Here is a 25,816-nt window from a genome sequence, read left to right as displayed (position 1 = left end):
ATCGGGGGAGCCTGGATAAGGAATGCTTGATTCTAGCCGAGATCGCCAAGCGCGGTAGTCGCCGCGCCCGGCAAGCCTCATTGGTGGATCAATACACCTCGGGATTCGGGTCCGTGCGTTCCATTTCCAGCGATGCGGCCAGCAAGGCCAGGCGCGCCACCACGCCATACACATAGAAGCGGTTCGGCGCGGCCGTGCCCGGCTTGGCCTTCAAGTCTGGCACGGCATGCTGCTGGGCAAATGCCAGCGGCACGTACTGCGAACCGGGCGCGTTCAGGTTCTGGTCCACGCCACGCTCAGCATGTACGCGGTAGAAACCGCCCACCACGTAGCGGTCGATCATGTAGACGACCGGCTCGGCCACGGCATCCTTGATGCTTTCAAAGGTCGGCACGCCTTCCTGGATGATCACGTCGGTGACGACTTTGCCATCCTTGACGATGGACATCTTGTCACGCTGCTTGCGCGACAGGTCGCGCACTTCGCTGGCGTCGCGCACCGTCATGATGCCCGTGCCATACGTGCCCGCATCGGGCTTGACGATGACGAAAGGCTTTTCCTTGATGCCGTATTCCTTGTATTTCTTGCGGATCTTGGCCAGCAGCACGTCGACGCTGGCGGCCAGCGCATCTTCGCCCTCGCCTTCCTGGAAGTTGACGTCGCTGCACTTGGCGTGGAAGGGGTTGAGCATCCACGGATCGACATCGATCATCTTGCCGAATTTTTTCACCACTTCATCGTAAGCCGTGTAGTGGTTGCTCTTGCGGCGCAAGGCCCAGCCCGCGTGCAAGGGCGGCAGCAGGCTTTGCTCATGAATATTTTGCAAGATATCGGGGATGCCGTCCGACAAGTCGTTATTCAGCAGAATCGTGCACGGGTCGAAATCCTTCAAGCCCAGGCGGCGGCCATTGTTCAGGCGCACGAGCGGCTCGATGACGAGCATGTTGCCATCTGGCAACGCCAAGGGTGTCGGCTGGGTAATGTCGGGCGACCAGGAGCCGAAACGCACGTGCAGCCCCGTCTGGCGGAAGATTTGCATCAGGCGCGCCACGTTTTGCAGGTACTGCGGCGTAGTGTTGTGCAATTCCGGCACGATCAGCAGGTTGCGGGCGTCCGGGCAATACTTGTCGATGGCGGCCATGGCCGCCTGCACGGACAAGGGCAGCATTTCCGTGGCCAGGTTATGGAAACCGCCTGGGAACAGATTGGTATCGACGGGCGCCAGCTTGTAGCCGGCGTTACGCAAGTCTACCGAGCAATAGAAGGGCGGCGTGTGTTCTTGCCACTCCATGCGAAACCAGCGCTCAATGGCCGGCGTCGCGGCCAGAATCTTTTTTTCGAGGTCGAGCAGCGGTCCGGTCAGGGCCGTGACGAGATGGGGAACCATAGTTACATCCTTAAATTATGTGCAGTATTCAAAAAAGCACACAGAACTGCCGACTATATTACCGTGTAAGTACCCCAAATCGGGGCAAAAGCCTTGTTTTAAAGACCTTTTACATTCCCACAACGAAAAAAAGGCACCTCAATGAGGTGCCTTTTCCAGCCGGACATGCCGCGCCGGGGCGCTGGCATGCCAGATAATGCCTATTTAGCCATGATACGCTTGCTCGCCGTGGCTGGTGATATCGAGGCCTTCGCGCTCTTCTTCTTCCGGTACGCGCAGGCCGATGACGATGTCGACCAGTTTATAGGCGATGACGGAGACGATGGCCGACCAGAGGATGGTGGTGCCGACCGCTTGCGCCTGCACCCACACCTGGTGGCCGATCGAGTACGGATCCGCCGACATCTTGTTGGTGACATAGTCGAATACGCCCTGGCCGCCCAGTTGTGGCGCAGCAAACACACCCGTCAGCAAGGCACCGAGGATACCGCCCACGCCATGCACGCCGAACACGTCGAGCGAATCGTCCGCGCCGATCAGGCGTTTCAGGCCATTCACGCCCCACAGGCAGACGACACCGGCCAGCAAGCCGATGACCAGGCCGCCCATCGGGCCGACAAAGCCGGCCGCCGGGGTGATCGCCACCAGGCCGGCCACGGCGCCGGACGCGCCACCAAGCATGGAAGGCTTGCCTTTGCTGATCCACTCGCCAAACACCCACGACAGGGTGGCGGCGGCCGTTGCCAGCAAGGTGTTGACGAAGGCCAGGGCAGCCACGTCGCCCGCTTCCATCGAGGAGCCGGCATTGAAACCGAACCAGCCCACCCACAGCAGCGACGCGCCGATCATGGTCATCGTCAGCGAGTGCGGTGCCATCGATTCGCGGCCGTAGCCGACGCGTTTGCCGATCATGATGGCGCCCACCAGGCCGGCGACAGCGGCATTGATGTGCACCACGGTGCCGCCGGCGAAGTCCAGCGCGCCTTTTTGCCAGATCCAGCCCGCTTTCAGGGCTTCGCTGGCCGAGGTGGCGGCGCTGGTGATCAGGTCAGGCCCGGTCCAGAACCACACCATGTGGGCTGCCGGCAGGTAGGCGAACGTGAACCACAGCACGACGAAGGCCAGCACGGCGGAAAACTTGGCACGCTCGGCAAAGGCGCCGACGATCAGTGCGCAGGTGATGGCGGCAAACGTGCCCTGGAAAGCAACGAAGACGAACTCGGGAATGACCACGCCCTTGCTGAAGGTGGCGGCGGCGGCAAACGTACCCTTGGCCGGATCCCAGATACCATTCAGGAACAGGCGGTCGAAGCCACCGAAGAAGGCGGTTTTTTCCGTGAAGGCGATCGAGTAGCCGTAGATACACCACAGCACGATGACCAGCGCGAACACCATGAACACCTGCATCAGCACCGACAGCATGTTTTTCGAGCGCACCAGCCCACCGTAGAACAGGGCCAGGCCGGGGATCGTCATCAAGATCACCAGCAAGGTGCTGATCATCATGAAACTGGTGTCGCCCTTGTTGGCGACGGGCGCGGCGGCTGGCGCGGCAGCCGCCGGGGCCGGAGCGGCGGCGGCAGGCGCTGCGTCAGGAACCGGCGTGACGGCGGGAGCGGCGACGGCCGTGGTTGTGGCCGCCTCCGTCTTGGCGGGCGCATCGGCAAAGCTTGGCGTGGCAATGCCAAACGCACACAGGCAGGCTATCCCAGCTAGCAATTTTGTTATATTTTTATGCATCAATATTCCCCTTAGAGCGCTTCGTTGCCGGTTTCACCGGTACGGATGCGGATGACCTGTTCCAGGTTGTAGACGAAAATCTTGCCATCACCGATTTTACCGGTACGCGCGGCACCTTCGATCGCTTCGATGGCCTGGTCGACAATGGCGTCATCGACGGCCGCTTCGATCTTGGTCTTTGGCAAGAAATCAACGACATACTCGGCGCCACGGTAGAGTTCCGTGTGGCCTTTTTGGCGGCCGAAGCCTTTGACTTCCGTGACGGTAATGCCTTGCACATTGATAGCCGACAAAGCTTCGCGTACTTCGTCCAGTTTGAACGGTTTAATGATTGCAGTAATCATTTTCATGGCAGTCTCGCTTAAAAGGTTTTGGACACGGTCAGCACGAGACCGGATTTCGCCAGATTCTTGCCGTTCGGAGCCAGCGATACGTTATTGGCCTTGACGGCTGCCAGGGAAACGGTCGCCACGCCGAAGTCCTTGGTCACGCCAATCTTGTAATCGCTGTAGCTGAGAGAATCGTTGTGCTCGACCTTCTGACGCCCGGCGTGCAAATTCAAGATGTAACCGTCGTGCACCTCGACGTTGGCACCCACGTCGAGGTAGCCGCTGTTCTTGCTGTCGGCGACACCGAACAGATTCGTCGTCGAATGCGAGTATTTGACATACATCGGGCCATAGCCGAGTTGGCCGTACAGCTCGAAGGTGTTGGCATTGGTGCTCAGTCCATTCGAGGGATAGAAATAGTACAGGCCGCCCACGTCATAGGTAAAATCCTTGCTGATCTCGCCCCGCTTGCCGCCGTAGATATCCCATTCCAGATTGGTGTCGCCGCCGCCATCCTTGATCCATTTGATACTCGACAACCAGGTGCCCACATACAGGCCCGTCGGGTTATGGGTATAGTCGGCGCCGCCGCTGATGGCCGGTTTCAAGCGGCTTTGCGACAGGCCACGGTAACGGTAGTCGCTGGTCAGCGCCACGTTATAGCTCACCACGTTATCAGGCACGGCTTCGACCGCAGCAGGCGCCGCCACTGCATCCTGGGCCATGGCGCTGCCGCACATGGCGGTCATGGCCAGCGTCAACGCTGCAGCTAAAGTCATGTTCTTGGACAGATTCTTCATGGCGATTCCCTTTTATTGAACTTTTAAAGCGGTTGAGGTTTAAAATCTTGGCTGGAGATCACAAAGCGTTCATACCTTCTTTAGCAGAATACGTGCCAGCTCCATTGCCACCTTGACAGGTGCGTTTCCGGCCATACATACCCTGCAAGCCTCTGGGCATGCGGGTACGGGCTGCTAAAGCATTGTGAATTTGCCCAGATTCGCACCAGATTAACGCCGCTGTGCACCGCAATGGTGCGATGCACAGGCCGCACCATAAAAGGACTGACCATGGACATGAATACCTTCTTTAACGATTTGCAAGGCAAGATCCATCAAGCCATCGAAAACTCGCCGGCCAAGGATATCGAGAAAAACGTGAAGTCGATGATGACCCAGGGCTTCGCCCGCCTCGATCTCGTCACGCGCGAGGAATTCGATATCCAGGCGCAAGTACTGGCCAAGACCCGCGCCAAACTGGACGCACTGGAATTGCGCCTGATCGAACTGGAAACGCGCCTGAACGACACCAAGGCGTAAAGTGCGGCCGGCAGGGTCCGTTATTGACGGACTTGCTGGCATACCTCAAGCCTGACGGCGTTTCTAACGCTAGACTGATCCTGCCCGCGCCCGCGCTACAGGGGAGTCTGATGAGCCTGGCCGTCCTGAAAAGCCGCGCCCTGGCCGGCATGGAGGCGCCCGAGGTAAGTGTCGAAGTCCACCTTGCCAACGGCTTGCCTTCGTTTACGATTGTCGGCTTGCCGGATACGGAAGTGAAGGAATCGCGCGACCGTGTTCGTGCCGCGTTGCAAAACTGCGGCTTTGAAATGCCGGCCCGGCGCATCACGGCCAATCTGGCGCCAGCAGACTTGCCCAAGGAATCGGGCCGCTTCGACTTGCCCATTGCACTGGGCATCCTGGCCGCCTCCGGCCAGTTGCCGGGCGATCAATTACATCACTATGAATTCGCGGGCGAACTGTCGCTCTCAGGCCAGTTGCGTCCCATCCGCGGCGCCCTGGCCATGACCTTTGCCATGCAACGCAGCCAGTCGGGCGCGCCACGCGCCTTCATCCTGCCGCAGGCGAACGCGGACGAGGCCGCTCTCGTCGGCGATGCCTGCATCTATCCCGCCCACAGCCTGCTCGAGGTCTGCGCGCATTTTGCCGCGCACGCCAGCCAGACCGCCCTGCAACGCCACCAGCCCGTGCTGGCAGCGCACGCTTTTCCGTATCCCGACTTTGCCGATGTGCAGGGGCAGCAGCAGGCGCGGCGGGCACTGGAAGTGGCGGCAGCGGGCGGTCACAACGTCTTGATGGTGGGGCCGCCAGGCGCAGGCAAGACCATGCTGGCCAGCCGCTTTCCCGGCGTGCTGCCGCCCATGAGCGATGCAGAAGCGCTGGAATCGGCTGCCGTGCATTCGCTGGGCGGCCACTTCAAGGTGGAACACTGGAAACGGCGGCCCTATCGCTCCCCGCATCAGACAGCATCCGGCGTGGCACTGGTGGGTGGCGGCAACGTGCCGCGCCCGGGAGAAATCTCGCTGGCCCACTGCGGTGTGCTGTTTCTCGATGAAATGCCTGTTAGGTCTTATTTCACCTGCCTGTCCTGTGCAAAAAATTTCAGAACGACCACGAAGTTGCCCACTCAAAAATCGATACGAGCACCTTGTTTTTCTATGTGGAAACATCATATAAAAAATAGCACTGCTTAGGAGAGTGCTTTCTTCAACCACTTCGAGGCTCGTCAAATAGTAATTCAAGAACAGGTACCAGCAGTGCACCGTCATGACCATGGCACCGAAGGAGCGCGACGACACGATCTCCTTGCGTGAAGGCGCCACCTCTTCCAGCTCCAGGCAAGAAATTCCGCGCAGCTCGTTGCACGTGCACTCCAGCACGACGCCGAAGTGCGCCCGCATGGTGCTGGGCGGAGCGTCCTTCAAGTCCTGCACGGTGTTAACACCCATGGCGCGCACCTTGGCGCTAATGCGCCGTCCGACACCCCACACCTAGCCAACGTCCATCCGTTCGTGCACTCACTATGCGCACGGTTTGGCAGCTGGTGTTCCCGCTCCACCTAGCACCGCAGTTGGTGCCGCAGGCTTACCGTCCCATTCGTTAAGCAGCTTGGTCACCAACTTGATAATATCTTGCGCGGTTTCCTTTTTGGCGACCACGGCCTGCAATTGCTCAATGATCTTGCGGATCGCAGCGAGTCCGTCCGGCGTAATGGTTTTATACCGCGTGCTCTTGGCCACGTAAGCGTTAATCCACGCACTGAGCTTTAGGTAATCTGATTGGATCTGCCCCAGTTGGATTTTTATGTAAGCAGTCTCACTGGCGCCAGCCTCGCCCGCCCGCGCAATAAGAGCATCCCGTGCCACGTTTAGTCCATTCTGCTTGCTGAGCAACCCAACTAAGTACAGGCTGCCTTCGCTCGTTGGCATCGGTGGAGTACCATCGGGTAAGTCTGGAGTCGTGAGAAAGTCTCCGCCCACCTTGTCTTTATCGCTCATTTTTTATCCTTCACAGTCTCGTTGAGGGTTTTGGCCGAATCGGCCTGCTTCTGTGCTGCCGCTTCGCTATCTTTCTCGATCAATTTACGAACCTCTGTCATGTAAGCAAAGTAAAACCCAGCCTTGTCCTTTGCACTTCGAGCCTCGCCCAGTTCAACAAGTGCTATGGCTGTTTCGTTGAGCTTGGCGCTTTGGAATGAGACGGCACTCTTAGTTGCACGCACTTCTGCTTCCTGCGCGACCTCACGCGCGCGCTTCGCTTCGATCCGGGACAGCAGGTTGCTCGATTCCTCCCTCAATGCATCGAACGAATGCTTGCGGTCGGCCTGGCCAGCAACATTCCAGGTCGCTGCTGCCCGGTACGCATCGCTTTCCTGTTGCATGGCTACTGACTCCAAATTGTCCCGTTGAACCTTGGTGGCCACAGCAAGAGCGTCACGTTGCTTCTGGAATGTAGCCGTGCTTTTCTGAACGGATTGCATGAGCAGGCCGATCTCTTTAGTGTTCTTACGGGCTTCGTCCATGTCCCTTTCAAGCGATCCGCAGCCTCCCAGAAGGAAGGATGAGAGCAACCCCACAGAAGTCAGATTTTTCATGGCATTTCCTCACTTCACGCGCGCAGCGATGATGGGAAGGCTGAGAGCCTGGGACAATGCGGCCAGATCTTCTAGCTTTATTCCGCTGGCGTTCAGTGCGACGATCTGCGTGATCGCAGCTTTGATGACCCCTTCCGTTTGCAATAGCGCTGCTTCAGATTCATCCAGCGCGGCCAATTCAACCTGGTCAATGATAAGGTACTCGCTTTGTTCAGCTGGGATCCTGCCTGCTGTGATTGCAGCGGCAAAGGAAAGCGCTGCACTTGAGGCATGCGTACTGCAACGATTTTTCACGCCGCTGGAAATGCTGGCAAAAAGGGGGGCTTCGGTGCAATCGGGAGTTGCAGCTTTGACAGAGGCCTGGCTGTCGAGCAGGAACTCCAACTCATCGAGGTAGTGGTTCCGCTGGTTCCTGAGAATGGCTTCAGTCTGTGCCGCGCGTTCGATGCGTTTCTCAGCTGCTGCGAGCTGCTGCCTGGTGAACTCTGCCTCCATGAGAATCCCTGCGGTAGGAGGATTTGGCTGCCCGGTCGCGCGATTGACGAGATTCGCGACAAGCGCCACCCTGTGCTCACCGATTGAGGGAGTACTTGATGTCTGGCCCTTCAGCGCCTCAATATATGCCTCCAGCAGCTCCTGCTTCTCCTGCAGCGCGGTCAGACGACCGGTCTCAGCAATTCGCTCAAGGACCGGGTTGTTGTTAACCGTTTCGTTGGAAGATGAGAACGGTATCTTATCCAGATCCTTCAGCGCGGCCTCCAACTTATTGGCCCACTTCTCTGCGGCGCCCGGCAGAGGTTCAGGCACCGAAGCGAGCAAATTTTTGTACTGCCTACGCTTGTTGTTTACGTCAGCAGCAACCACCAGCTTCGCGTTGTCAATCGCATCGAGTTGGGCATTGACGTCAAATAGCAAACCGCTAGAGCCTGTACTCCAGTTCGCAACGCATTCAGCGGCACGCACAGCAGCCGCACACTCCGTATTGAACCGCTCGATCAGTGGCCCCGTGACACCGTCGTTCTTCAGAAATTCCGGTACTTCAACGGGTTTACCCTTAATGCAGGTAAGGGCAGGCGCATCGGTCATCTCCGCAAACTTTACGGCAATCGTACTGCGCGCCCCATTCGTATTGGCAGAAGTCGTTTCCAGCACCCTCCGGGCCAACCCAAGCTGAACGACCATCTCAGATTTGTTCAGTTGTTTCTTGTCGGCCTTTTTAGGTTTTTTCACTTTGGACTCCCCCTCTTTTACTTCGGGCGAACACTCGGCAGGCTTTTTAAAGTCGATTTTCCCGGAAATCAAAGCGATCCGCTCTAACGTCTCCGACGCCAAGTAACCCCAAGAATCGTCCGCAGTTGTCGCGTCGATCATCTGAGCAAGTCTGGCGTCACGTAAGGCAATCTGGGCTCGACTTACAATCCCTTGCCTCACCGCTTGGTTCTTTACCAGGGCCACCCGTTCCGCGACGAGCGCCTTGCCAATTTCCGCATCATTGAACGCTTTGCTAGCGCCCTGTGCTGTTTTATCGTCCTTTACGTTATAAAAGGCTGCGCATCCGGTAAGACTAGTGAGCAAAACTATCGAACCTATTCCTCGAATAGCGAGACGCATTCATTCCTCCAATAGTTTTGTGGTTAGGAGAAGGAAATACCTGGCACGACTGGAGTGGCACCATCCGCACCGCTGCACTTATGAGTGCATTTGTTCAATATACCCTTGATGACAAACTGACATTCTCTCAAATTACCACTTCGACAATTACGCAACAGACGAGTTAAAAGAACAAAAAATGCCAGAGTCAGTGGCTCAGGCATATTGAAAGGTACTACAGTAAAAGGTTTGAAGGTTCGGTAGCGAGACGGATCGAGCGCAGGAGCGGCAGCCGGCCATTACATTGGACGGACTTATGGCGCGAGAGCGTAAATTCGATCGGCAGCCAACATGATCGCCGATCCCGCGATCGTGAATTGATCCTTACAGATCATGTGTATGAACTCGACGCCAGCCAGCACGCAGCTGCCACCACGAAAGGATTTACAATTAAGTATAGGTCACCGGCACCACCAGCGAGCCATTGAAGTGTTCATGGCCGGACTCGCGCAACAGGCCGATGGCTTGCAGCCACACCGCTCGCGGCAAGCGTGGTCCCATGTCGCAGTTGGAGCGCATCAGCGAGCTGCCCAAGCAGAAACAGCGCTTTGTGATGGAAATGCTGAAAACGGTGCTGGCCCAAGCCAACGCCTAGCGTCTTTCCTTAGCCGCTAAAAATTGAAGACGTACCTGCCCTTCGGTCCTACGCTCAAGTCCTGCTGTGACTTCCCGAAATAGGTGCGACGTTTTGGAAATTGCTGCGACGACTAGCCGTAAGTAGCAGAGACCACCGATTCTTGCTGCGCTACACTAGTCGGGATGAACTTCCGCTTTCGGCCAAAAGCGGACATTGACGCTAACGAGAGTCTAACTTTGGCTTTCGCTGAGATTTGGGTTTTGGTAGTGGCAGTTCCGCCGTGGTGCGCTGTGCAAGCTGTACTAGCCATTCTCGTTCATCCCATAGTTCACCGCTGATTAAATAGTACGGCTTGGCCTGCGGGTAGGGAGGCGCCTCCTGTAGGGTGCCGAGTTTGCTGATCCAAGCCCGGCCAGCCTCCGTTGGCTTGATGAAAAGACGGTCGTCTGCGACGATGGCGAACATTTTGCCATCGCAATACACACCGTACTCGCCAAACATCTTTTTCGCGCTGAGGCTACCCGCGCGCGCCATCTGGTCAAGCAGAAAATCCACCGTACCTTGTTGTGATGCCATGTTGTCCTCCGTTTGAAAGAACAGTGTAGCGCACTGGCCAGGAGCGGCCGGCGCGGCTAAACTATGGTCATTAATTTTTTTGTATGAAGTATTTTCCCATGACACGTGAGCATATTATTCACCGCGGCATCTGCATCGCCACCCTGGCCGCCGGCCAGTCCGTCGAAATTCATTGCGCACCTGGCCACACGGCCATCCGCGAACAGGCCGACGGCTGGTGGCTGTATTTTGTCGATGAAGACGGCAAGGTCGACGGCTACGACAGCCCGTTCGCCAGCCACGCCGAAGCGCTTTGGGCGGCCAAGGCCGCAGCCGAGTTCAGCACGCAATGAAGGTCAGCCCCTGGGCCTTCCTGGGCTTGCCGAAAGCGCCCGTGCCGGAAGCTGAAAGTGCGGAGTACGGTGCCTGCCGCGCCGAACTGGAGGGCAAGCGCCTAGTCTTGCGCGTAGCGAAAACCACGCCGACGAAAACCGGCCAGTTCGTCACCGTCTGGAAGCGCCCCCATCCCGACGCCGAGATCGCCCCGCTGGACGAAGCGGACCCCGTTGATGTCGTCATCATCGCCGTCAGCAACGGCGCGCGGCACGGCTTTTTTATCTTTTCTCGCGCCGTGCTGATCGAGCGCGGCGTGATGTCGCGTACCGGCCAGGGCGGCAAGCGCGCGCTGCGCGTGTATCCACCCTGGTGCGTGCCAGAATCGGTGCAGGCGCAGCGCACGCAGCGCTGGCAGGCAGTATGGTTTGTGGACGTTGGTGATCAGCTAAGCCTCATTCGTATCCTCGAAACTTAATGCCGTACGCGAAGTTTCCTAGCAGTTGTTCAGCGAGTAGTTTTATGCCCAGCTCCAAACATCGCATCAAGGGAGGCATGCTTGTACTGCCTTAACGTGGACATGTTTGCTTCTGTCAATGTAATTTGCACCTTCAAGAAGTCTGCCTTTGGAAATAGGTAGTATGAATCTGCCTTCTGGTTTTGAAGATCAAGAAGTACTGCGAGCACGAAGTCACACCTTGACTCTTCATCCATGCGCACGCGCCAGCGGGGGAGGGCCGTTTTCTCATAAAGACAACGCGCGATAGCTATTTTTAGTAATGTTTCCCCGTTCAGCAAAAAGGTATTTCGGGACGGGCCTTTCTCCAACCCGACGCCCGCACCGATTATCAATGCCTTGATTTGCTCATGCGTAGCTGCCCGAACATTGCTGACAACCGCGCGCGTAGCTATAAACTTGCAAATGTTGGTCGGGGGAAGCCCTGCGAGGGTGTAGGCCTCTAGCATGGTGCCAAAGTAATAAGCGAACATCTGCGCGCCGGGAAGTGTATCGTCCTGATCTATTAGCGTGGTTGTCACCTTTCCATGTTTCTCATATAACTTGCGTAGCATTGCCAAGAGCTCTTCTTTTGGAATCGGAGCGAGACGACGTTTGCGCTCTTGCTGCGCTTTACGGAAAAGGGTAACTGGAATGAGGGGAGGGAAGACACCGATTCTTTGTATCCACATCGACGTTGGATTTTCGATGTGTCGCTTTCGGAGCTTAAATGATGCTCTGTTGTAGATGATGTTGCCTATGTATTTTTCATTTGTAAGCACGTCCCGAACGCAGTCGCGAGTCCAAGCGCGCCCACATTCGCGAGGCGCCTCCATTGCATTCAGTAAGAAAGCAATTTCGCTTTCACTCAGCTTCTCCAGTACGTACCAGTCGTAGACCCCTCGAAGAATCTCAAGTTCATCGCTTGGGCCAGGGACGAGGAGTACACGGTCTGTAGGATGGCTCTTTCTCTCGCCAAATCCCAGTGCCGGCTTGGCTTTGCCGCTTGCGCTGATTGGAATTCGGCGCAATCCAAATCCCGCTCGCCCACCTTGTTTAAACCCCATTTCTACAAACCGACATTGCGCTGCAAAAACCTTGGACGAGAGTTCTCTGCTGTACTCGGCAGCCATGGCACGCTTTACGCTCTTAATTATGGACGAAATCGAAGATCCGTTATTCTCGAAATCTTCCGCACAATAGACGATGGCGACCCCTGCGCGCCGGCATATGTATTCGTAGTAGGCGCTTTCGTCTAGGTCTTGGAACCGTCCCCAGCGGCTAATGTCATAGGCAAGAATCGATTGAAATGGCGCTACGCCACTCTGTACGTCCTCGATCAGGCAACGCAGGCCCGGGCGTGAAGAAAAATCGAGCCCACTCCTGCCCTCGTCGGCATATGTCCTAATGATATCTATGCCATGGCGCTCCGCGTAGTCGGAAATGCAATGTAGCTGATGTGAGACAGAATGATTTTGATTGTCTGTAGACATGCGGACGTACACCGCAGCTGTTGGCTTTGCACCAGTTAACAGTGCCTTTGGAACGTGTACTGCAGCTTTGCGTCGCATGTAATTCCTCTATAGGCGGTGCCAAGTAAAGCGAGCTTTTGGCCCTTGCTTGATACGGATCAATACCTGGACCCTCTCCTATTGCATTCTAGCGCTATGGGGAGGCTGCTATGTTCGATAATGCCACTGAAAAAACGTTACGACTAATTGCCGCTGGGGTGCATTTGAAAAAAATGCATGGACTGGAGTTCGCACTTCTTGTACTGATAGATGCGGGGCTTCGTGAGGGCGTCGCAAGAGCTGCTTTACAAGATGAACGGGTTTGCTTAGGTACGGCCTTGGAGTTGAAATATTTCCAAAGTGACGATATTCACCCGGAATGAAATAAAACCTATTGTAGTGTCGCACGATTCAAGCAGCAGGTTCCTTTTTCTCTAGCCGGTGGTCTTCGCCGTAAGGTGCCCAATTGCGTGGTCATACAGTTGGGAAAGGAGTAATCTTCTGTGTAGTCATTTTTACCATTTACAAAGTGCGTTCGTGCAAAGGATATTTAAGATGAAAATCGCTGTATTCAGCTCCCAACCATATGATCGCCGTTTTCTCAATGAGAAAGCAGATCAACGTGATGCTCGTGATGCCGTGGAGATGCGTTTTCACACTGAATCCTTGTCACTGCAGTCAGTGGCTCTTGCTCAAGGTTGCAAGGCAATCTGCGTTTTTGTAAACGATGTGCTTGACGCGGAAGTATTGCATGCTCTTGCTCACATTGGCGTGCGCGCGATATTGCTGCGTTGTGCAGGTTTCAATAATCTCGACACGGAAGCCGCACGGCATTTGGACTTTTTCGTCGCGCGCGTACCGGCATATTCTCCGGAGGCAGTGGCTGAGCATGCTTTGGCACTCACTCTTACATTGAATCGCCGAACTCACCGCGCATATGCGCGGGTACGCGAAGGCAATTTTGCACTTGATGGTCTCCTTGGGAGCAATCTGCATGGGAAGACCGTTGGCATCATCGGTACAGGAAAAATTGGCTTGGCGACAGCCAAGATTTTTAATGGTTTTGGCTGCCGTTTACTGGGATTTGATCCCTATCCGTCTCCAGAGTTTGAGGCCATTGGTGAGATGGTCGCATTATCTGACCTTCTTGCTGAATCGGACATGGTCTCACTGCACTGTCCACTCACTCTTGATACCCATCACTTGATAAATGCAGATACGCTAGATCTGATGAAAGAGGGGGCCATGTTGATCAATACGTCGCGTGGTGCTCTCATCGATACGCAGGCAGTAATCGATGCGCTAAAGTCGCGCCAATTGGGGGCTTTGGCGATTGACGTGTACGAACAAGAAAGCAATCTCTTCTTCGAAGATCGCTCCGACGACATCATTACGGATGATGTTTTTCAGCGCCTAATGACGTTCCCGAACGTTCTTGTTACCGGACATCAAGGTTTCTTTACCATTGAAGCCATGCGTGAGATTGCATCGACAACATTTGAAAACTTGTCGGCATATCAGCTTGGTGCCGAATGCTCGAATCTCGTGCCTGGAACACATTAATGGCTGTTACCTGGCCTGTGTTTTCCGTCCGCTTTGGGGCGGAACCTGCCAACGACGGCAACCTGCCAGAAGCGGACAGTCGGCAATTGACCAATTAAGCTTTACTCAGAAAGTCAGCATGTCTCACCGTGATCCTTTTGATGTTATTTCATCCACCGTTGATCTGGATGATCCGGTAGAGCACGGTGATGCTCAATGCTTTATGGTTAACGCCCTGGCTCGGGTGATCGAATGTCTACCCGTTACCGCGCAGTCTTCTGTTTTGGCTGCTAAACGATATCTTGAGGGCGCGGCAACGGATAGCGAGGCCTTAGCTGTCCGGGTGAGGCTTTGGGAGACCATCCGAGGACGCGATATGTCGGATGACCCTGAGGTGTTGCGTATCAGAACCACGATTTGTGCGCTGCACGGCATGGACGCTGAAGCACCTTACGACAAGTTGGAATACTTTCTGTTTTTTTGGGAGCGCAGCGGCTTAAGCATGGTCGAGCTAGCTGGAGCTATGTTCGACACATACGGCGTTGTTTATCACGACGCTTAATCGGCTGCGGTGGCATATGTCGAATGCGTCAGATCTATGTCTGCTTCGGGGCGATAGCTGACATCGCCCTTGTTCTTACCTACCGCTACCGAGTGAAGATCGCTGTGGTGGTTCAAAGGTCTAATCACTGACGGGTTTGATGCGAATAGGCCTCCGGCCAGCTCTTCATTTCCGGGTGCGGTCTACCAGTTTGATATCTCGCTGCCCATGTCTGACATGGCGAGCGATCCCTTCACTCTGTCAGTCGTGGCTACACAGTATCGGGACGAGTTCGCGCTATAGGCGGTGTGCGAACAACTTCCAGATATTTAAGTCCCTAACATATGGCGATACTGGCTTGGTGTCATGCCCAGGGCGGCGCGCATTGCACTACCCATGTGCGACTGATGTGCAAAGCCACTGGCGCAGGCAATGTCCGCCAGCGGCCGATCCACCTCTTGTAGCATGCTCCGCACCGCCTGCATGCGCGTTTCCACAATGTAGGCATGCGGCGTCATGCCTGTCGCCCGACTAAAGTCGCGCAGGAAGCGCAGGACCGGCAAGCCTTCATCAGCAGCCAGCTGTTCTAGGGTCAGTCCCTGCCCGAACTGGCAAGCGATCCGCTCCAGTACCCGCGTCATGTCGGCCCGCGCCGTGCGTCGGGGTGCGTCTCGGTATACCTGCCGCAGCGACAGAAATGCCAACGCCTCGTGTTCCAGTGCCAGTGGATCAGCCTCTGTAGCCAGCATTAGCCGCCGCAGGCGTAGCGCCAGAGTGAGGGCCTGCCGATGCCCGGCCATTTCCACGCGCCCCCCTTTCGCATCTGCCTCCGGCACGTCGGTCAACACGGCGCCACGCCAGCGTAGGACCAAATATTCGCCACCCTGCGCAGATTCGGAAAAAACATCAATCCCGGCTGGTGTGCAAGCGAGCACGCCAGGCCATGTATCGAAATCGACGCGCCTGTCGGAACCTATCGCATGCACGCCCCGCTGACGCTGCAGCGACACGCCCATGCTTTGTGACTGCACGGGGTCGCGCGCGCTGTAAGGTGCGCCCGGCAAAAGCTGCAGGCACAGTCCGCCTGCTGCGTGTGTGACGACAGGCATTGCTCCGCCTGTACTCTCCTTGATAAGTGGCCGTGCCATGTGAAATTTCCTGATAGATCAAAATGTTGGTAATGGAGATACTAGCCGGGCTCACAGCAGTACATCTACCACACGCGACAGGAAAGCATATGCGAACAATCGGATTGATCGGCGGCATGAGCTGGGAATCCAGTGCAGAATATTACCGCATCATTAACCAGGGCGTACGCGCCCGCCTGGGGCCGCTTCGCTCTGCGCCCGTATTGCTATACAGCGTTGATTTCGGCCCAGTCGCGCAAGCACAGCATGCAGGCCGCTGGCAAGATGCCAGTACCATCCTGCGCGATGCGACGTTATGTCTGCATGCGGGGGGCGCCGACGGCATCGTGCTGTGCACCAACACAATGCATGTGCTCGCCGACGAAATCGCTTCGGCATCGCCATTGCCATTCCTGCACATTGCCGATCCCGTTGGCAGCGCGGCACAGGCGCTAGGATTGTGTACGGTCGGCCTGCTCGGCACCTCGTTCACCATGCAGGAACGCTTTCTGCGCGATCGGCTGGAACGGCATGGCCTGGAAGTGCTCGTACCATCCGAGGCACAGCAAACTGCCTTGCACGACATCATTTATACCGAACTGTGCGCCGGCATTGTGCGAACTTGCTCACGTGCCGTCTTCCTGCGCGCTATCGATGCGCTAGCCGCGCGCGGCGCACAAGCCGTCGTCCTCGGCTGCACGGAAATCAGCTTGCTGCTACAGCAGGAACACAGCGACCTGCCCCTGCTCGACAGCACCCAACTACATGCACTCGCTGCAGTCGATTTCATCCTGGAAGGCGAGGCATGATGCCGCCTCGCCGCGCCGCATGGGCCATGCTCCCAGCGTCACTCGTCGCCCTGTTGTCCGCCTGCGGCGGCAGCGTCGATGCAACCATGCCCCCATCCACCATTCCTTACCTGGTGTACACACATGACGCGCCCAAGCTGCTACCTGGCACGGGCAGTATTAGCATTGCACCAACAGGTACACCAGCAACGATTTCGCCGCGTGGCAGCCTGACGATAGCGGCCGATGGCCGGGCAAGTTGGGGGGCTGGCCTAAACGGGGGAGTTACTGCGTACCACCATCCGCAGGCGAAGCATTTGCCTTATGCAGCCATGTTGTGCATGTCTGGCTTAGGAGGAAAGGATAACCGCAAAGCCACTCATATACTGGTGGCCGCCGTCGCCGAAGTAGTGAGTACAGCAGCTGCTTTGGCGGAGCAACGATTCGGCAGCAGTTTCGACGACTGTGCAGACGACACGGCCAGCGAAAGTCTGCGCTTCGACAGCGCGGGCAACTTGCTGTGGCGCACCACGCATCAGCCTGGTGGCTCGGGCGTGACAACTGCCTACACTGCCACCGAAGTGGACCGCATGCTGGGGAGGGACGGATTGACGGAAATAGGCATCACTACCCGGCTTCAGGCATTCCGCTTGTCCGTTGACGGCGCGCCACGCTACGTACTCGTTGAGCAACGCAGCAGCGCCGCACAAGCAGCGGCAAGCTATCTGATTTTATGGAAACAATAGCAATATTCGGTGTGGTCAAGTCCAGATCAGCCGCGGGATAGCGGCGTGACTGACACCAGCGCCATAACATTGGCATTGGCTGTGGAGCACAGCATCCGCATCGACTTGCCAGCCTGGCCAGCTGCAACGCCAGCAAGGAACGCGATAAAGACACTGTGCGCCACGACTGGAGCAGAACTGTAAGAAAGCAATTAATTTTAATGGTACTTTTGAAATGGGAATACTATTATCAACTATTTAAATTTAGACATTAATAGACGCATTTTTGAGCCAATTGGACAAGAATTTGTGGCGAAAGTTCAAGATCCCGTCACTCGGGTGATTATCGTGGGAGCAGGGTTTTCGGGTATTGCTGCCGCTAATTCACTGCAAACTTGCGGTGTGGAAGTGGTGGTGTTGGAAGGGCGCTCGCAGATCGGTGGGCGTACGCGCACGCTGCCCGCCCTGGGTGCAAGTGTAGAGGCGGGGGGCGCCTGGATTCATGCACCGATCGGTAATCCTTTGACCGACCTGGCCAAGTTTCTTTCTATCGAACAACGCCGGTTTGCCCTGAGCGACATCTTTTCGGAGATGCGGCTGGCAGGCTTGCACGGGGAAGTGTTAGATACGCTGGAGCGTGATCGTGTTATGCAGCTTGCCGATGAGATTGAGACGGAACTGACGCAGTTGGCGTTTAAATATGTGCCCACACAAAACGTCGCCGAACTACTCGAATTGCGACTACGCTCAATCACCGATCCATCTCTACAGGCGTGGGTGCGCTTTGTTGTATACACGGGGTTTCAGGCTGATTTAGCTTGTCATGCAGAAGATATTTCCATTGCCAATTACGCCTTGGATGCAGGGTTCAGCGGGGAAGATAACTGTATCGTGGGCGGTTATGGAAAAATGCTTTCCCGTCTTGCCGATGGTTTGGAAATATACTGCGACGCGCTCGTAAGTGAGGTGCAGCAAACCACTGAGGGCGTTACAGTACGCTGTACCGACGGGCGCGTAGAACGGGGATCGCATGTGGTGATCAGCGTGCCGCTGGGAGTCCTGAAGGCTGGTTGCATCCGTTTTTCGCCGGAATTGCCAGTGGCAAAAAAGAGAGCTATCGAGCAGCTGGGTTTTGGGGCATTCGAAAAACTTATTCTCCAATTCGAGCAGGCATTTTGGAAAATTGGAAATGCTAGTCCCAGTGGTGTATTCATTCGGGATCACCCAGTTTTCCCGTACTGGATTGATGTAACCTCCACCGCCGGTCGACCGACCTTGGTCGCGCACATCGCAGGGCCGCCAGCCCTTGCATTAGCTAACTTCAGCCCCGATGCAACGCTCGCGATGGCTTTAGCGGCACTCGCTACCGCCTTTGCTTGTGAAGTACCGAAACCTACGGCCGTCCATCAGACCAATTGGTCTGGAGATCCTTGTAGTCGCGGCGCGTATACACATTTGTCTCCCGTTTCTACAATTGAGGATTTGCGGTCGCTAAGCGAACCCGTAGGTCGTGTTCTCTTCGCCGGCGAGGCAACTTCTATGCAACGTTTCGGCTATGTTGACGGGGCCTACATCTCGGGTCTTCGCGAGGCACAGAGGTTGGTCAGCGCTCCTCGGGGGCAATTATCAGCAATTAACTACGATCCCCAGGGATAGTGCAATGCAAAAAACGGACTATCGGTGACAAGCGTTGGGAATCCGGTGCCTACTACCACCTTGTTCTCGGTGATCAGTACCCTTGCTAGACGTCGTCACGCTCCAATTGACAGCGCCTGTTTTCGTAGACTTTTCTCAGACTAAAAACACCCTATGAATCAACGTGTACCCGCCGCATTTTCGTGTGTTCAGGACGGCTATGACAAAAGTCAGTTTCAAGCCAGCGGCGCCTTTGTGGAAGAATTTGAACTTAAGCCCTATGCGCCTGGCACTTTGGACGGCTTGCGATTCGCGGTCAAAGATAACATCGACATCTGTGACCGCCTGACCTCATATGGCAGTAAACCGTGGCGTGATGTACATCCGCCTTCAGCATTTCACGCGGTTTGTGTTGAACAGTTGTTGGCGGTCGGCGCTCACTGCGTCGGAAAAACCGTGGCCGATGAATTCACCTACAGCCTGGATGGGGAGAGCCACTTCTTTGGCACCCCATTGAATCCGCGTGCACCTGATCGAATTCCTGGGGGCTCATCTAGTGGTTCGGCATCAGCGGTCGCCTGCGAGCTGGTGGATTTTGCACTTGGTACTGACTGCGGTGGATCTATTCGAGTTCCAGCCAGCCTTTGCGGAGTATTTGGGATGCGTCCAAGTTTACACCGCATTTCCGAAGCCGGCGTGCTTCCTTTTGCACCGAGTGTAAGTACCGTCGGTGTAATGGCTCGAAGTCTACCCATTCTGCGCAAAGCAATGCGCGTGCTTCTTCGCAGCCAAAATGCAATATCCCCAACTGTTAAAAATGTGTATCTATTGGAAGATGCCTTTAAGCTGGCCGATCCTGCTATCCAAGCTGCGCTATCTGAACATCTTGCTTACCTACGCAACCGCACTGACATCACCGTTTCTTCGATTACGCTGCGCGACATAACAGGGCTGGACCTGGACTTGATGTCATGCAACAAGAAAGCGCTACGCGTTCTGCAGACGGTAGAGGTGGGCAATGCGATAGGTGGCTGGATTCGTGCAAATCAACCCGAACTAGGACCAAATTTCCAGGCTGGATATCGGAATGTCGAAGACTATGATCGCAGTACCCTGAGTGACGGCTTGAACCTGTGCGAGAACCTCTTTACCCGAATCGCTGCTTTCACTAAGCCGGGCGATGTTTTCTGTTACCCCACCGTACCAGTATTGGCACCGAAGAAGGGCACATTAACTGGCGACAACCTTCCCGCCGTTCTCGACTATTACGACCGGACCATGGCCGTTACGTCCTTCGCGGGTATTGCCAGATTGCCAGAAATAACCCTCCCGCTGGCCCAGGTCGATGGAGTTCCAATCGGTCTATCTTTAACTGCAGGCCACTATCAAGATGAGTTTCTTCTTGATGCTAGTCAGCACTTATGGGGCGCGCGCTTGGCGTCCTAATGGTTAGGCATCAGTCACGTATTAATTTTTAGAAAAGAAAATATGAAATCAATTTTCCTCAACGGTACCGTTGGTGTGGGGAAATCAACCATTGCCGAACACTTGGGGGCATGCCTTGCCGCGCGCAGCACGCCCCATGCAGTCATTGATTTAGACAGTATTCGGCAGTACTGGCCCGCGTCGGCACGCGATCCGTTCAACCTGGAAATTGAGCTATTGAACTTGGCAGCACTTGCCGCTAACTTTGAACGTGCAGGGGCGCAATACCTGGTGATAGCCGGGGTCATTGAGAGCGTAAATAGCGCGGCGCGTTACCGTGCAGCCCTGCGAGGCAAGTCGCTCTTCATCTGTCGGCTCATGGCCCCATCCGAAGTGATACTGCGGCGCTTGCAGGTACGGCATCAGAACGACTCGAAAGCGCTTCAATGGCATCTGCAACGAAGCCTTGAGCTCGATTTAATTCTTCGCGATGCAAATGTGGATGACACGGTGATTGAATGCGCCGGGAGCTCGCCACATGAAATAGCAGAGACGGTTTTTTCCGTTGTTGGCTGTGCAACAGGCACAGCACTACCAGCCAACAATCAGATACGCTTCAGTTAGAAGAAATACCTTATGAAATCACATACCACCGATCGGCTCATACTACGTCCATGGACGCTAGATGATGTAGAGTTCGTTTTCGACATGTACTCTCGATGGGAGGTCCAACGCTTCATCGGATTCTCCCCTCGAGTTCTGGCACGCCGAGCAGAGGCTGAGGAAAAAATCCTTCAGTGGCAAAGTCTGCGGCATGAGATCAACGGTTTCTGGGCCATCACATCCAAAGAATCAGGAGCCTTGCTTGGTACCGTATTTTTAAAGCCGATTCCATTTTCATTCGAAAACAATGCATCATGCTCACCCGACGACACAGAAATTGGATGGCATCTTCACCCAAAAGCATGGGGCAAGGGCTTTGCATCCGAAAGTGCGGCAGCACTACTACAGCATGCATTCGGTGAAGGTCTTGAACGAGTGGTCGCCGTCACCTATCCTGAAAATATTGCGTCTATCGGCGTATGTGAACGAATCGGCATGCGCTACGAAGGATTGAGTTCAGCGTATTACAACGCGACGGTCAAGCTGTTTACGGCAATGAAACCGGCGCTGTGATTTTCCCGGAAGTATTTCAGAGTAACTGAAGAGTCGTTAGTATTACTTTGTCATGCAATCATCCCGCAGATCTGCAGCCACAGGCTTGCGCAGGGACACGTATTCGAATTCGTCGGCCAGATGAAATTGGTTGCTAGGGCTCCCATGTCCCGAGCTATTCTGTTGACTCTGGAAAGTGTCTGCTTTGGGGCGGTACCTGCCAACGACGGCAACCGGCCAAAAGCGGACGGTCAAACGTAATTTACGCCAACAGGCGATTGAAGGACATTTCGTGTCGAATCTTTCGATTCTTGAGCGACTGGAGAACTCGCTAGAGGCTTACGCCGCAGGCAGTTTGACTCGTGCTGCGTTCGTAGATTTCCTCAGAGATAGAATTCGTGCGCTTAAAGGCGTACCGCTCACTGATAGCTTTCGGCGTGCCATCCTGCCCTCCGGCCGGGCCGGAGAGCGTACATGCCCTTGAACCGGCCCTACGATCAGGTTGAACTCTGCCGTGCCAGCCAATTCAATATCGCCTGGTTGATTTCTTCCGGCTTTTCCTGCTGGATCCAGTGACCGCAATCCAAACTTATCACGTCCACATTGGGCACGAACTCTGCCAGTCTTTCTGATTTGAGAACCACATCACGGTCCCCATAAATCATGAGCGTAGGTTGATGGATGACTGGGTCCACTTCCGCCAATAGGTGCCAGTTGCGGTCGAGATTCCTGTACCAGTTAATACTGCCCGTGAACCCAGTTTTTTCGAAGGCCGAGACGAAAACGGCTAAGTCGCTGTCGCTCATCAAAGGCTCGCCGAGTGGAGTTTCTGCTCTGGCCAGATTGATCATTGCCATGCCCGGCTCGGGTTCTTTAAGTGGCACGTTTTTCCGGTACAGGTTGCGCAGGAACCGGAAGGTATTGTCGTCCAATATGGCGTCCGCGACACCCGGCTTTCGATTGAAATGGACAAAGTAATAGTCGCTGCCCAAGATTTGCTCAAGGACCTCGATCCAGGGTCTTGCGCCACGCTCCTGGTAAGGCAGGCTCAGATTTATCACTTTGTTTACGCGGTCCGGATAGAGCAGGGTCAGCCCCCAAACGACCATTGCACCCCAGTCATGACCAACGAAGGTCGCGTCCTGGTAAACGCCAATCTTCGGCGCGACAGCTTAGACGCCAGCGCGCGATCTTTGCGCTGACCATAGCTGCTGCCAAAGTGCAAACACGATCAGTGCTGCTGCCGTCCGAGCGATATTCGTCCAATGCATCCAGGTAGACCGCAGTGTCGGGAAATGTCGGCGGAGTAACAAGAAAATCACGCACCGTCATGCATACTCCAGCGGTCGCGTACGCTTCCTGCATCAACACGGTTGACTTTCCACTGCCTGGTTCGCCAAGCAAGACGTAGCACTGGCGCTCTCGCAAACTGCCGATCAGCACTTCGCTACCCCGGCCGTGGCCTTCAATGATTCGAACACGTCGGTCTATCTGCGCGGGATTCTCTGGTGAGTAGGTGAAAGGCATAGGAGGCTTGCTCAGCATTTGCATCGGAATTGAGAGGTTGCAATAATAGCAGCCTGTCGGGAGGTACAAATAGCCCCAAGCTCATCACTGCTAATTTCCAATGACTTGGCGTTCATCTAACGTTTCGTCACTCGACAGAAGATGAAATCTACGCTCTCCCATAGAGGGCGGCCGAGTTGGACGTGCCCATACGCATACGCAAGTCACGCAGCTCGATAGTGTATCTACGCACATCTTGCAGAAAATCAATGCCGCATTGGCCCACAAGAATGCCGTAGCCTGCTCATGTCAGCGTTCGTGGCGACCGCACAATAAGGCCGCAAGTATTTATCGAATTGGGTTACACCGCGGTTAATAGGAGGCTTGAGTCTTATAGAAAAGAAAAAAGTTGCAAGCCGAAGCACCTAACCCTTTGATTTTTCTGCTTATTCTGTGGGGGGGGCTAATGGGGCTCGAACCCATGACAACAGGAATCACAAACCTAGCGTTTAACATTGATTTTTCCTTTAAAATCAGATGCTTAACAATTAATTCTTCCAATGGATTGTAAATCTAACTCACCAGCCTATGCGGGCTGCAGCCGGGCCGTTGGAAATTTTCTTGGTTTTTTGACGTAGGTGGACGTGTGCAAGCCGCTACAGCTCCTGACGGAATTGGACTAAGAGCAGAGTAGCCACCAGTCCACGGATTACTTCTTGTCGGGTAGCGAACTCCAGTATTATGGTATTCCGGACTTAGCTCCATTTTTTCTTACAATACTTACCGATACAAACTAGGCAGTCACACCTCTACCAAAGCAGGATTTCATGAGTATTTACAGATCTATGGCGAGGATTTCGTTGAAATCAGCTCTCGCCGAGCTATCGAGTAATGATGATCAGCGCCTTAAGTATGCGGCACTTGAATTACGTATGACCATTGAATCTGTAACTTACGACAGAGCATTAGCATACAAAGATGAATTCCCCCCACAGGAGTATGCAACATGGCAGCCGAAGAAGATTATGCTAGTACTCTTGGAGCTTGATCCAACGGCAGACATAGATAGCACACTAAGTTTTGGTTCGGAGCCGGAGCTTGGAGAACGACCGGTGACCATGACAAGCATGGGTTCGGAGAGCGTTTTCAACCTCAGAACGATTAAAATTCACTATGACGCGTTAGGCAGCTTTCTACATGTTTCGTCGATGAAGCATATGGGTTCCCCAATCGATTACGTTAAGATGCGCAAACGTTGTGAAGTGATCGCAACCGCTCTGGGCGAAGTTCTGGCATCACCTGTTTTTAATATCACTCTTGGTAATTTTGCTAGGTTTGATTGCGGGGTGTGCAAAAAACCAATCCGCAAGAGGATGCCTGGAAAGATAGACACTTTGGACTGTAATTGTTTCGACTGTAAAGCAAGCTATACGTTAACTCGCCTCTCAGACGGTCGAGTCCAGATAGAGCCTCACGAGGAAGAGATACATTGTGCAAATAAACAATGTGGCCACATCGCGTTTGTTCAGCGACGAGAGATTGAAAAGGATAGCCATTGGAAGTGTCAGAAGTGCAATGGTCTGAACGTGTTTAGACTAAGCCTTTTTCACATTCCGTGCACCAGCGGAACCCCATGAAAGTACCCACGATGAATGCAGTTGATTTAGCTCAAGCCAAGATTCTACTAACTGCCAGAACCCTATACGGATGCCTAAAACATGGGCACACTGATTCTCTACATGCGGAGCACAGCAAACGACTGAAGAAGATTCGGGCAGATGCCTTTGGATCAATTGTCGGGATCTGTACCAGCTTACTTAGTATTTACTGGACAGCAACGCATGGACTGCCGTTTAAAACATACTCTTTTGATGGCGTCGCGAGGACACTTGTGATTCTAACAGCTGGGATGTACATTTTTGCCCAATGCATAGCTATCGGTACGTGCATACTGCAGTCAAAACTCAGTACTGCGACGTTGAGGCGTGATCTGAAACAACAAATGCAGACAAGGCCAAATGATGAGTCGATGCAAGATTAAGGAAACGGCAAGCGGCTTGATGTGAATCGCTGCCAGTCTATTGAAATGCGACGTATCTCAAAGACATTAAATTTTGCATACATCTAACATTGGTAAGATGCCATCCTGATGGCCACGCCGGAGTCTGTTCATTGGAGAGCGATGCCGAACCAAGTCCTAGAAACACTTCAACTCGCGAGATTGCTGTGAGCTTACACTTCTTCCAATATGAATTTTTTAAGTAATATTCTTGCTGGCTTTCCCAGCTTCGATAATTTTTTGCCGGCCACTGCTTTAGTCGCGATCCTAATATTTTTAGTGAGGGAGTATGTTGAAGGGAGGCGCCGTAAGTCAACCGATGCACGGAAGGTTCTTGCGCTGAAGAAAGTTTTGGCACGGGATTGTCAGCTTAATTACCATGCGATAGACATGTTGCGCGATGCCATGATAGAAATGAAGGAGGTTGGTGTTGCCGTGGACGCTGCTCGTCTTTCACTATCAAAAAGGGAAGCTGGCGGTTACTCGTTTACTCTTACAGATTTCAAAGGTTCTTACCAGGGGGGAGTGTTACTTGGTATCCAGAGGGAAACCTTATTGAAGTACTTAGTAGAGATTGCAGGGCTAGATGAGAGTCTTTATTCGAAATGCGTGATTGCGCTTGATGGCTTATCCGAGGCAGACAATGTGTATCAGTCTCTTGTTCACGGCCCTGAAAAACACTTCCCGTCGACGGATGAGGATTACTACGATAGTCTAGCCGATTACGGTATAGGCGAACTTAACGACTCTATTTCTGGGTTAAAGGGGCTGTACTTTGTTTGTACCAGCTCCGAACTGAAACAAGGAAAACTAAGATAAAAAGCGAGTTGGGATCATTAGGTGT

26 protein-coding genes and 1 pseudogene are annotated in these 25,816 nt (G+C 54.5%); 15 read left to right on the top strand and 12 right to left on the bottom strand.

The features are described 5' to 3' along the window. Positions 1–88: 88 nt before the first annotated feature. The 4 genes from gshA to LSO07_RS04625 form a co-directional block, all read right to left on the bottom strand. Positions 89–1,387: a glutamate--cysteine ligase gene (gene gshA / locus LSO07_RS04640; protein WP_070254361.1), complete on the bottom strand. Its 1,299-nt coding sequence runs from the start codon at positions 1,385–1,387 to the stop codon at positions 89–91. 204 nt (positions 1,388–1,591) lie between these two features. Further along, on the bottom strand, positions 1,592–3,127 hold the full coding sequence (locus LSO07_RS04635; protein WP_034784678.1) for an ammonium transporter: 1,536 nt from the start codon (positions 3,125–3,127) through the stop codon (positions 1,592–1,594). Between the two features lie 11 nt (positions 3,128–3,138). Then, positions 3,139–3,477 (bottom strand): P-II family nitrogen regulator, encoded by a 339-nt coding sequence (locus tag LSO07_RS04630; protein WP_010393464.1) that lies wholly within the window; start codon positions 3,475–3,477, stop codon positions 3,139–3,141. 11 nt (positions 3,478–3,488) lie between these two features. Next, on the bottom strand, positions 3,489–4,256 hold the full coding sequence (locus tag LSO07_RS04625; RefSeq protein ID WP_151092576.1) for a TorF family putative porin: 768 nt from the start codon (positions 4,254–4,256) through the stop codon (positions 3,489–3,491). A gap of 270 nt (positions 4,257–4,526) precedes the next feature. Between LSO07_RS04625 and LSO07_RS04620 the strand changes: the two genes are divergently transcribed. Continuing rightward, the gene (locus LSO07_RS04620; protein ID WP_034749434.1) at positions 4,527–4,775 is read left to right on the top strand and encodes an accessory factor UbiK family protein; all 249 of its coding nucleotides are present in this window, start codon (positions 4,527–4,529) and stop codon (positions 4,773–4,775) included. Positions 4,776–4,885: 110 nt separating this feature from the next. After that, a pseudogene (locus LSO07_RS04615) lies at positions 4,886–5,815 on the top strand (YifB family Mg chelatase-like AAA ATPase); the annotation flags it as partial. A gap of 459 nt (positions 5,816–6,274) precedes the next feature. Here LSO07_RS04615 and LSO07_RS04605 read toward each other — a convergent pair. The 4 genes from LSO07_RS04605 to LSO07_RS04590 form a co-directional block, all read right to left on the bottom strand. Next, a complete protein-coding gene (locus LSO07_RS04605; RefSeq protein ID WP_151092574.1) occupies positions 6,275–6,751 on the bottom strand; it encodes a hypothetical protein in 477 nt (158 codons plus the stop codon). Then, complete coding sequence (locus tag LSO07_RS04600; RefSeq protein ID WP_151092572.1) at positions 6,748–7,347, bottom strand: hypothetical protein; 600 nt, start codon at positions 7,345–7,347, stop codon at positions 6,748–6,750. The genes LSO07_RS04605 and LSO07_RS04600 overlap by 4 nt, the downstream gene beginning before the upstream one ends. 9 nt (positions 7,348–7,356) lie before the next feature. Beyond that, on the bottom strand, positions 7,357–8,958 hold the full coding sequence (locus tag LSO07_RS04595) for a hypothetical protein (protein WP_151092570.1): 1,602 nt from the start codon (positions 8,956–8,958) through the stop codon (positions 7,357–7,359). Positions 8,959–9,793: 835 nt separating this feature from the next. Then, positions 9,794–10,150 (bottom strand): TfoX/Sxy family protein, encoded by a 357-nt coding sequence (locus LSO07_RS04590; RefSeq protein ID WP_151092568.1) that lies wholly within the window; start codon positions 10,148–10,150, stop codon positions 9,794–9,796. Between the two features lie 98 nt (positions 10,151–10,248). Between LSO07_RS04590 and LSO07_RS04585 the strand changes: the two genes are divergently transcribed. Together LSO07_RS04585 and LSO07_RS04580 are read left to right on the top strand one after the other, a co-directional pair. After that, complete coding sequence (locus LSO07_RS04585; protein ID WP_070221771.1) at positions 10,249–10,482, top strand: hypothetical protein; 234 nt, start codon at positions 10,249–10,251, stop codon at positions 10,480–10,482. Continuing rightward, the gene (locus LSO07_RS04580) at positions 10,479–10,940 is read left to right on the top strand and encodes a MepB family protein (RefSeq protein WP_151092566.1); all 462 of its coding nucleotides are present in this window, start codon (positions 10,479–10,481) and stop codon (positions 10,938–10,940) included. The genes LSO07_RS04585 and LSO07_RS04580 overlap by 4 nt, the downstream gene beginning before the upstream one ends. Before the next feature lie 29 nt (positions 10,941–10,969). On the opposite strand, the gene LSO07_RS04575 is transcribed toward LSO07_RS04580, so the two are convergent. Beyond that, positions 10,970–12,529, bottom strand: coding sequence for a recombinase family protein (locus LSO07_RS04575; RefSeq protein WP_151092564.1), 1,560 nt, complete (start codon positions 12,527–12,529; stop codon positions 10,970–10,972). A 110-nt stretch (positions 12,530–12,639) separates the two neighbouring features. On the opposite strand from LSO07_RS04575, the gene LSO07_RS04570 reads away from it, so the two are divergent. The 3 genes from LSO07_RS04570 to LSO07_RS04560 all read left to right on the top strand — a co-directional run bounded on the left by LSO07_RS04570 (position 12,640) and on the right by LSO07_RS04560 (position 14,573). Continuing rightward, complete coding sequence (locus LSO07_RS04570; protein WP_139143666.1) at positions 12,640–12,852, top strand: hypothetical protein; 213 nt, start codon at positions 12,640–12,642, stop codon at positions 12,850–12,852. A 172-nt stretch (positions 12,853–13,024) separates the two neighbouring features. Continuing rightward, entirely contained in the window at positions 13,025–14,032 is a 1,008-nt protein-coding gene (locus tag LSO07_RS04565; RefSeq protein WP_070221768.1) for a 2-hydroxyacid dehydrogenase, read from the top strand. A 118-nt stretch (positions 14,033–14,150) separates the two neighbouring features. After that, entirely contained in the window at positions 14,151–14,573 is a 423-nt protein-coding gene (locus LSO07_RS04560) for a hypothetical protein (RefSeq protein WP_151092562.1), read from the top strand. Between the two features lie 308 nt (positions 14,574–14,881). Here LSO07_RS04560 and LSO07_RS04555 read toward each other — a convergent pair whose 3' ends face one another. Next, positions 14,882–15,661: a helix-turn-helix transcriptional regulator gene (locus LSO07_RS04555; RefSeq protein ID WP_151092560.1), complete on the bottom strand. Its 780-nt coding sequence runs from the start codon at positions 15,659–15,661 to the stop codon at positions 14,882–14,884. 128 nt (positions 15,662–15,789) lie between these two features. On the opposite strand from LSO07_RS04555, the gene LSO07_RS04550 reads away from it, so the two are divergent. The 6 genes from LSO07_RS04550 (at position 15,790) to LSO07_RS04525 (ending at position 21,428) form a co-directional block, all read left to right on the top strand. Further along, on the top strand, positions 15,790–16,488 hold the full coding sequence (locus tag LSO07_RS04550; protein ID WP_151092558.1) for an aspartate/glutamate racemase family protein: 699 nt from the start codon (positions 15,790–15,792) through the stop codon (positions 16,486–16,488). Further along, positions 16,485–17,213: a hypothetical protein gene (locus LSO07_RS04545; RefSeq protein ID WP_151092556.1), complete on the top strand. Its 729-nt coding sequence runs from the start codon at positions 16,485–16,487 to the stop codon at positions 17,211–17,213. The genes LSO07_RS04550 and LSO07_RS04545 overlap by 4 nt, the downstream gene beginning before the upstream one ends. Before the next feature lie 288 nt (positions 17,214–17,501). Further along, positions 17,502–18,848, top strand: coding sequence for a flavin monoamine oxidase family protein (locus LSO07_RS04540; protein WP_191909584.1), 1,347 nt, complete (start codon positions 17,502–17,504; stop codon positions 18,846–18,848). Positions 18,849–19,001: 153 nt separating this feature from the next. Then, complete coding sequence (locus LSO07_RS04535) at positions 19,002–20,273, top strand: amidase family protein (RefSeq protein WP_099420387.1); 1,272 nt, start codon at positions 19,002–19,004, stop codon at positions 20,271–20,273. Positions 20,274–20,315: 42 nt separating this feature from the next. Further along, positions 20,316–20,876: an AAA family ATPase gene (locus LSO07_RS04530; protein ID WP_151092552.1), complete on the top strand. Its 561-nt coding sequence runs from the start codon at positions 20,316–20,318 to the stop codon at positions 20,874–20,876. 12 nt (positions 20,877–20,888) lie between these two features. Further along, positions 20,889–21,428 (top strand): GNAT family N-acetyltransferase, encoded by a 540-nt coding sequence (locus LSO07_RS04525; RefSeq protein ID WP_151092550.1) that lies wholly within the window; start codon positions 20,889–20,891, stop codon positions 21,426–21,428. Positions 21,429–21,904: 476 nt separating this feature from the next. Here the strand turns inward: LSO07_RS04525 and LSO07_RS04520 are convergent, their stop codons facing one another. Further along, positions 21,905–22,516, bottom strand: coding sequence for an alpha/beta hydrolase (locus tag LSO07_RS04520; RefSeq protein WP_208672449.1), 612 nt, complete (start codon positions 22,514–22,516; stop codon positions 21,905–21,907). A gap of 10 nt (positions 22,517–22,526) precedes the next feature. Then, entirely contained in the window at positions 22,527–22,934 is a 408-nt protein-coding gene (locus LSO07_RS04515; protein WP_151092516.1) for a hypothetical protein, read from the bottom strand. Positions 22,935–23,740: 806 nt separating this feature from the next. Here LSO07_RS04515 and LSO07_RS04510 point away from each other — a divergent pair. Next, complete coding sequence (locus LSO07_RS04510) at positions 23,741–24,550, top strand: hypothetical protein (protein WP_151092514.1); 810 nt, start codon at positions 23,741–23,743, stop codon at positions 24,548–24,550. A 611-nt stretch (positions 24,551–25,161) separates the two neighbouring features. Continuing rightward, positions 25,162–25,791 carry a hypothetical protein gene (locus LSO07_RS04505; protein ID WP_151092512.1) on the top strand — a complete coding sequence of 210 codons (630 nt, stop codon included), beginning with the start codon at positions 25,162–25,164 and terminating at the stop codon, positions 25,789–25,791. Positions 25,792–25,816: the final 25 nt, after the last annotated feature.

It is taken from the genome of Janthinobacterium sp. PLB04, assembly GCF_021165895.1.
Lineage (GTDB): Bacteria > Pseudomonadota > Gammaproteobacteria > Burkholderiales > Burkholderiaceae_D > Janthinobacterium > Janthinobacterium lividum.
This window is presented reverse-complemented; position numbering and strand designations above follow the sequence as displayed.

Bases quoted from the DNA above. Each gene is read 5' to 3' on its own strand.
- gshA (WP_070254361.1), bottom strand. From the start codon at position 1,387: ATGGTTCCCCATCTCGTCACGGCCCTGACCGGACCGCTGCTCGACCTC.
- LSO07_RS04635 (WP_034784678.1), bottom strand. From the start codon at position 3,127: ATGCATAAAAATATAACAAAATTGCTAGCTGGGATAGCCTGCCTGTGT.
- LSO07_RS04630 (WP_010393464.1), bottom strand. From the start codon at position 3,477: ATGAAAATGATTACTGCAATCATTAAACCGTTCAAACTGGACGAAGTA.
- LSO07_RS04625 (WP_151092576.1), bottom strand. From the start codon at position 4,256: ATGAAGAATCTGTCCAAGAACATGACTTTAGCTGCAGCGTTGACGCTG.
- LSO07_RS04620 (WP_034749434.1), top strand. From the start codon at position 4,527: ATGGACATGAATACCTTCTTTAACGATTTGCAAGGCAAGATCCATCAA.
- LSO07_RS04605 (WP_151092574.1), bottom strand. From the start codon at position 6,751: ATGAGCGATAAAGACAAGGTGGGCGGAGACTTTCTCACGACTCCAGAC.
- LSO07_RS04600 (WP_151092572.1), bottom strand. From the start codon at position 7,347: ATGAAAAATCTGACTTCTGTGGGGTTGCTCTCATCCTTCCTTCTGGGA.
- LSO07_RS04595 (WP_151092570.1), bottom strand. From the start codon at position 8,958: ATGCGTCTCGCTATTCGAGGAATAGGTTCGATAGTTTTGCTCACTAGT.
- LSO07_RS04590 (WP_151092568.1), bottom strand. From the start codon at position 10,150: ATGGCATCACAACAAGGTACGGTGGATTTTCTGCTTGACCAGATGGCG.
- LSO07_RS04585 (WP_070221771.1), top strand. From the start codon at position 10,249: ATGACACGTGAGCATATTATTCACCGCGGCATCTGCATCGCCACCCTG.
- LSO07_RS04580 (WP_151092566.1), top strand. From the start codon at position 10,479: ATGAAGGTCAGCCCCTGGGCCTTCCTGGGCTTGCCGAAAGCGCCCGTG.
- LSO07_RS04575 (WP_151092564.1), bottom strand. From the start codon at position 12,529: ATGCGACGCAAAGCTGCAGTACACGTTCCAAAGGCACTGTTAACTGGT.
- LSO07_RS04570 (WP_139143666.1), top strand. From the start codon at position 12,640: ATGTTCGATAATGCCACTGAAAAAACGTTACGACTAATTGCCGCTGGG.
- LSO07_RS04565 (WP_070221768.1), top strand. From the start codon at position 13,025: ATGAAAATCGCTGTATTCAGCTCCCAACCATATGATCGCCGTTTTCTC.
- LSO07_RS04560 (WP_151092562.1), top strand. From the start codon at position 14,151: ATGTCTCACCGTGATCCTTTTGATGTTATTTCATCCACCGTTGATCTG.
- LSO07_RS04555 (WP_151092560.1), bottom strand. From the start codon at position 15,661: ATGCCTGTCGTCACACACGCAGCAGGCGGACTGTGCCTGCAGCTTTTG.
- LSO07_RS04550 (WP_151092558.1), top strand. From the start codon at position 15,790: ATGCGAACAATCGGATTGATCGGCGGCATGAGCTGGGAATCCAGTGCA.
- LSO07_RS04545 (WP_151092556.1), top strand. From the start codon at position 16,485: ATGATGCCGCCTCGCCGCGCCGCATGGGCCATGCTCCCAGCGTCACTC.
- LSO07_RS04535 (WP_099420387.1), top strand. From the start codon at position 19,002: ATGAATCAACGTGTACCCGCCGCATTTTCGTGTGTTCAGGACGGCTAT.
- LSO07_RS04530 (WP_151092552.1), top strand. From the start codon at position 20,316: ATGAAATCAATTTTCCTCAACGGTACCGTTGGTGTGGGGAAATCAACC.
- LSO07_RS04525 (WP_151092550.1), top strand. From the start codon at position 20,889: ATGAAATCACATACCACCGATCGGCTCATACTACGTCCATGGACGCTA.
- LSO07_RS04520 (WP_208672449.1), bottom strand. From the start codon at position 22,516: ATGGTCGTTTGGGGGCTGACCCTGCTCTATCCGGACCGCGTAAACAAA.
- LSO07_RS04515 (WP_151092516.1), bottom strand. From the start codon at position 22,934: ATGCCTTTCACCTACTCACCAGAGAATCCCGCGCAGATAGACCGACGT.
- LSO07_RS04510 (WP_151092514.1), top strand. From the start codon at position 23,741: ATGAGTATTTACAGATCTATGGCGAGGATTTCGTTGAAATCAGCTCTC.
- LSO07_RS04505 (WP_151092512.1), top strand. From the start codon at position 25,162: ATGAATTTTTTAAGTAATATTCTTGCTGGCTTTCCCAGCTTCGATAAT.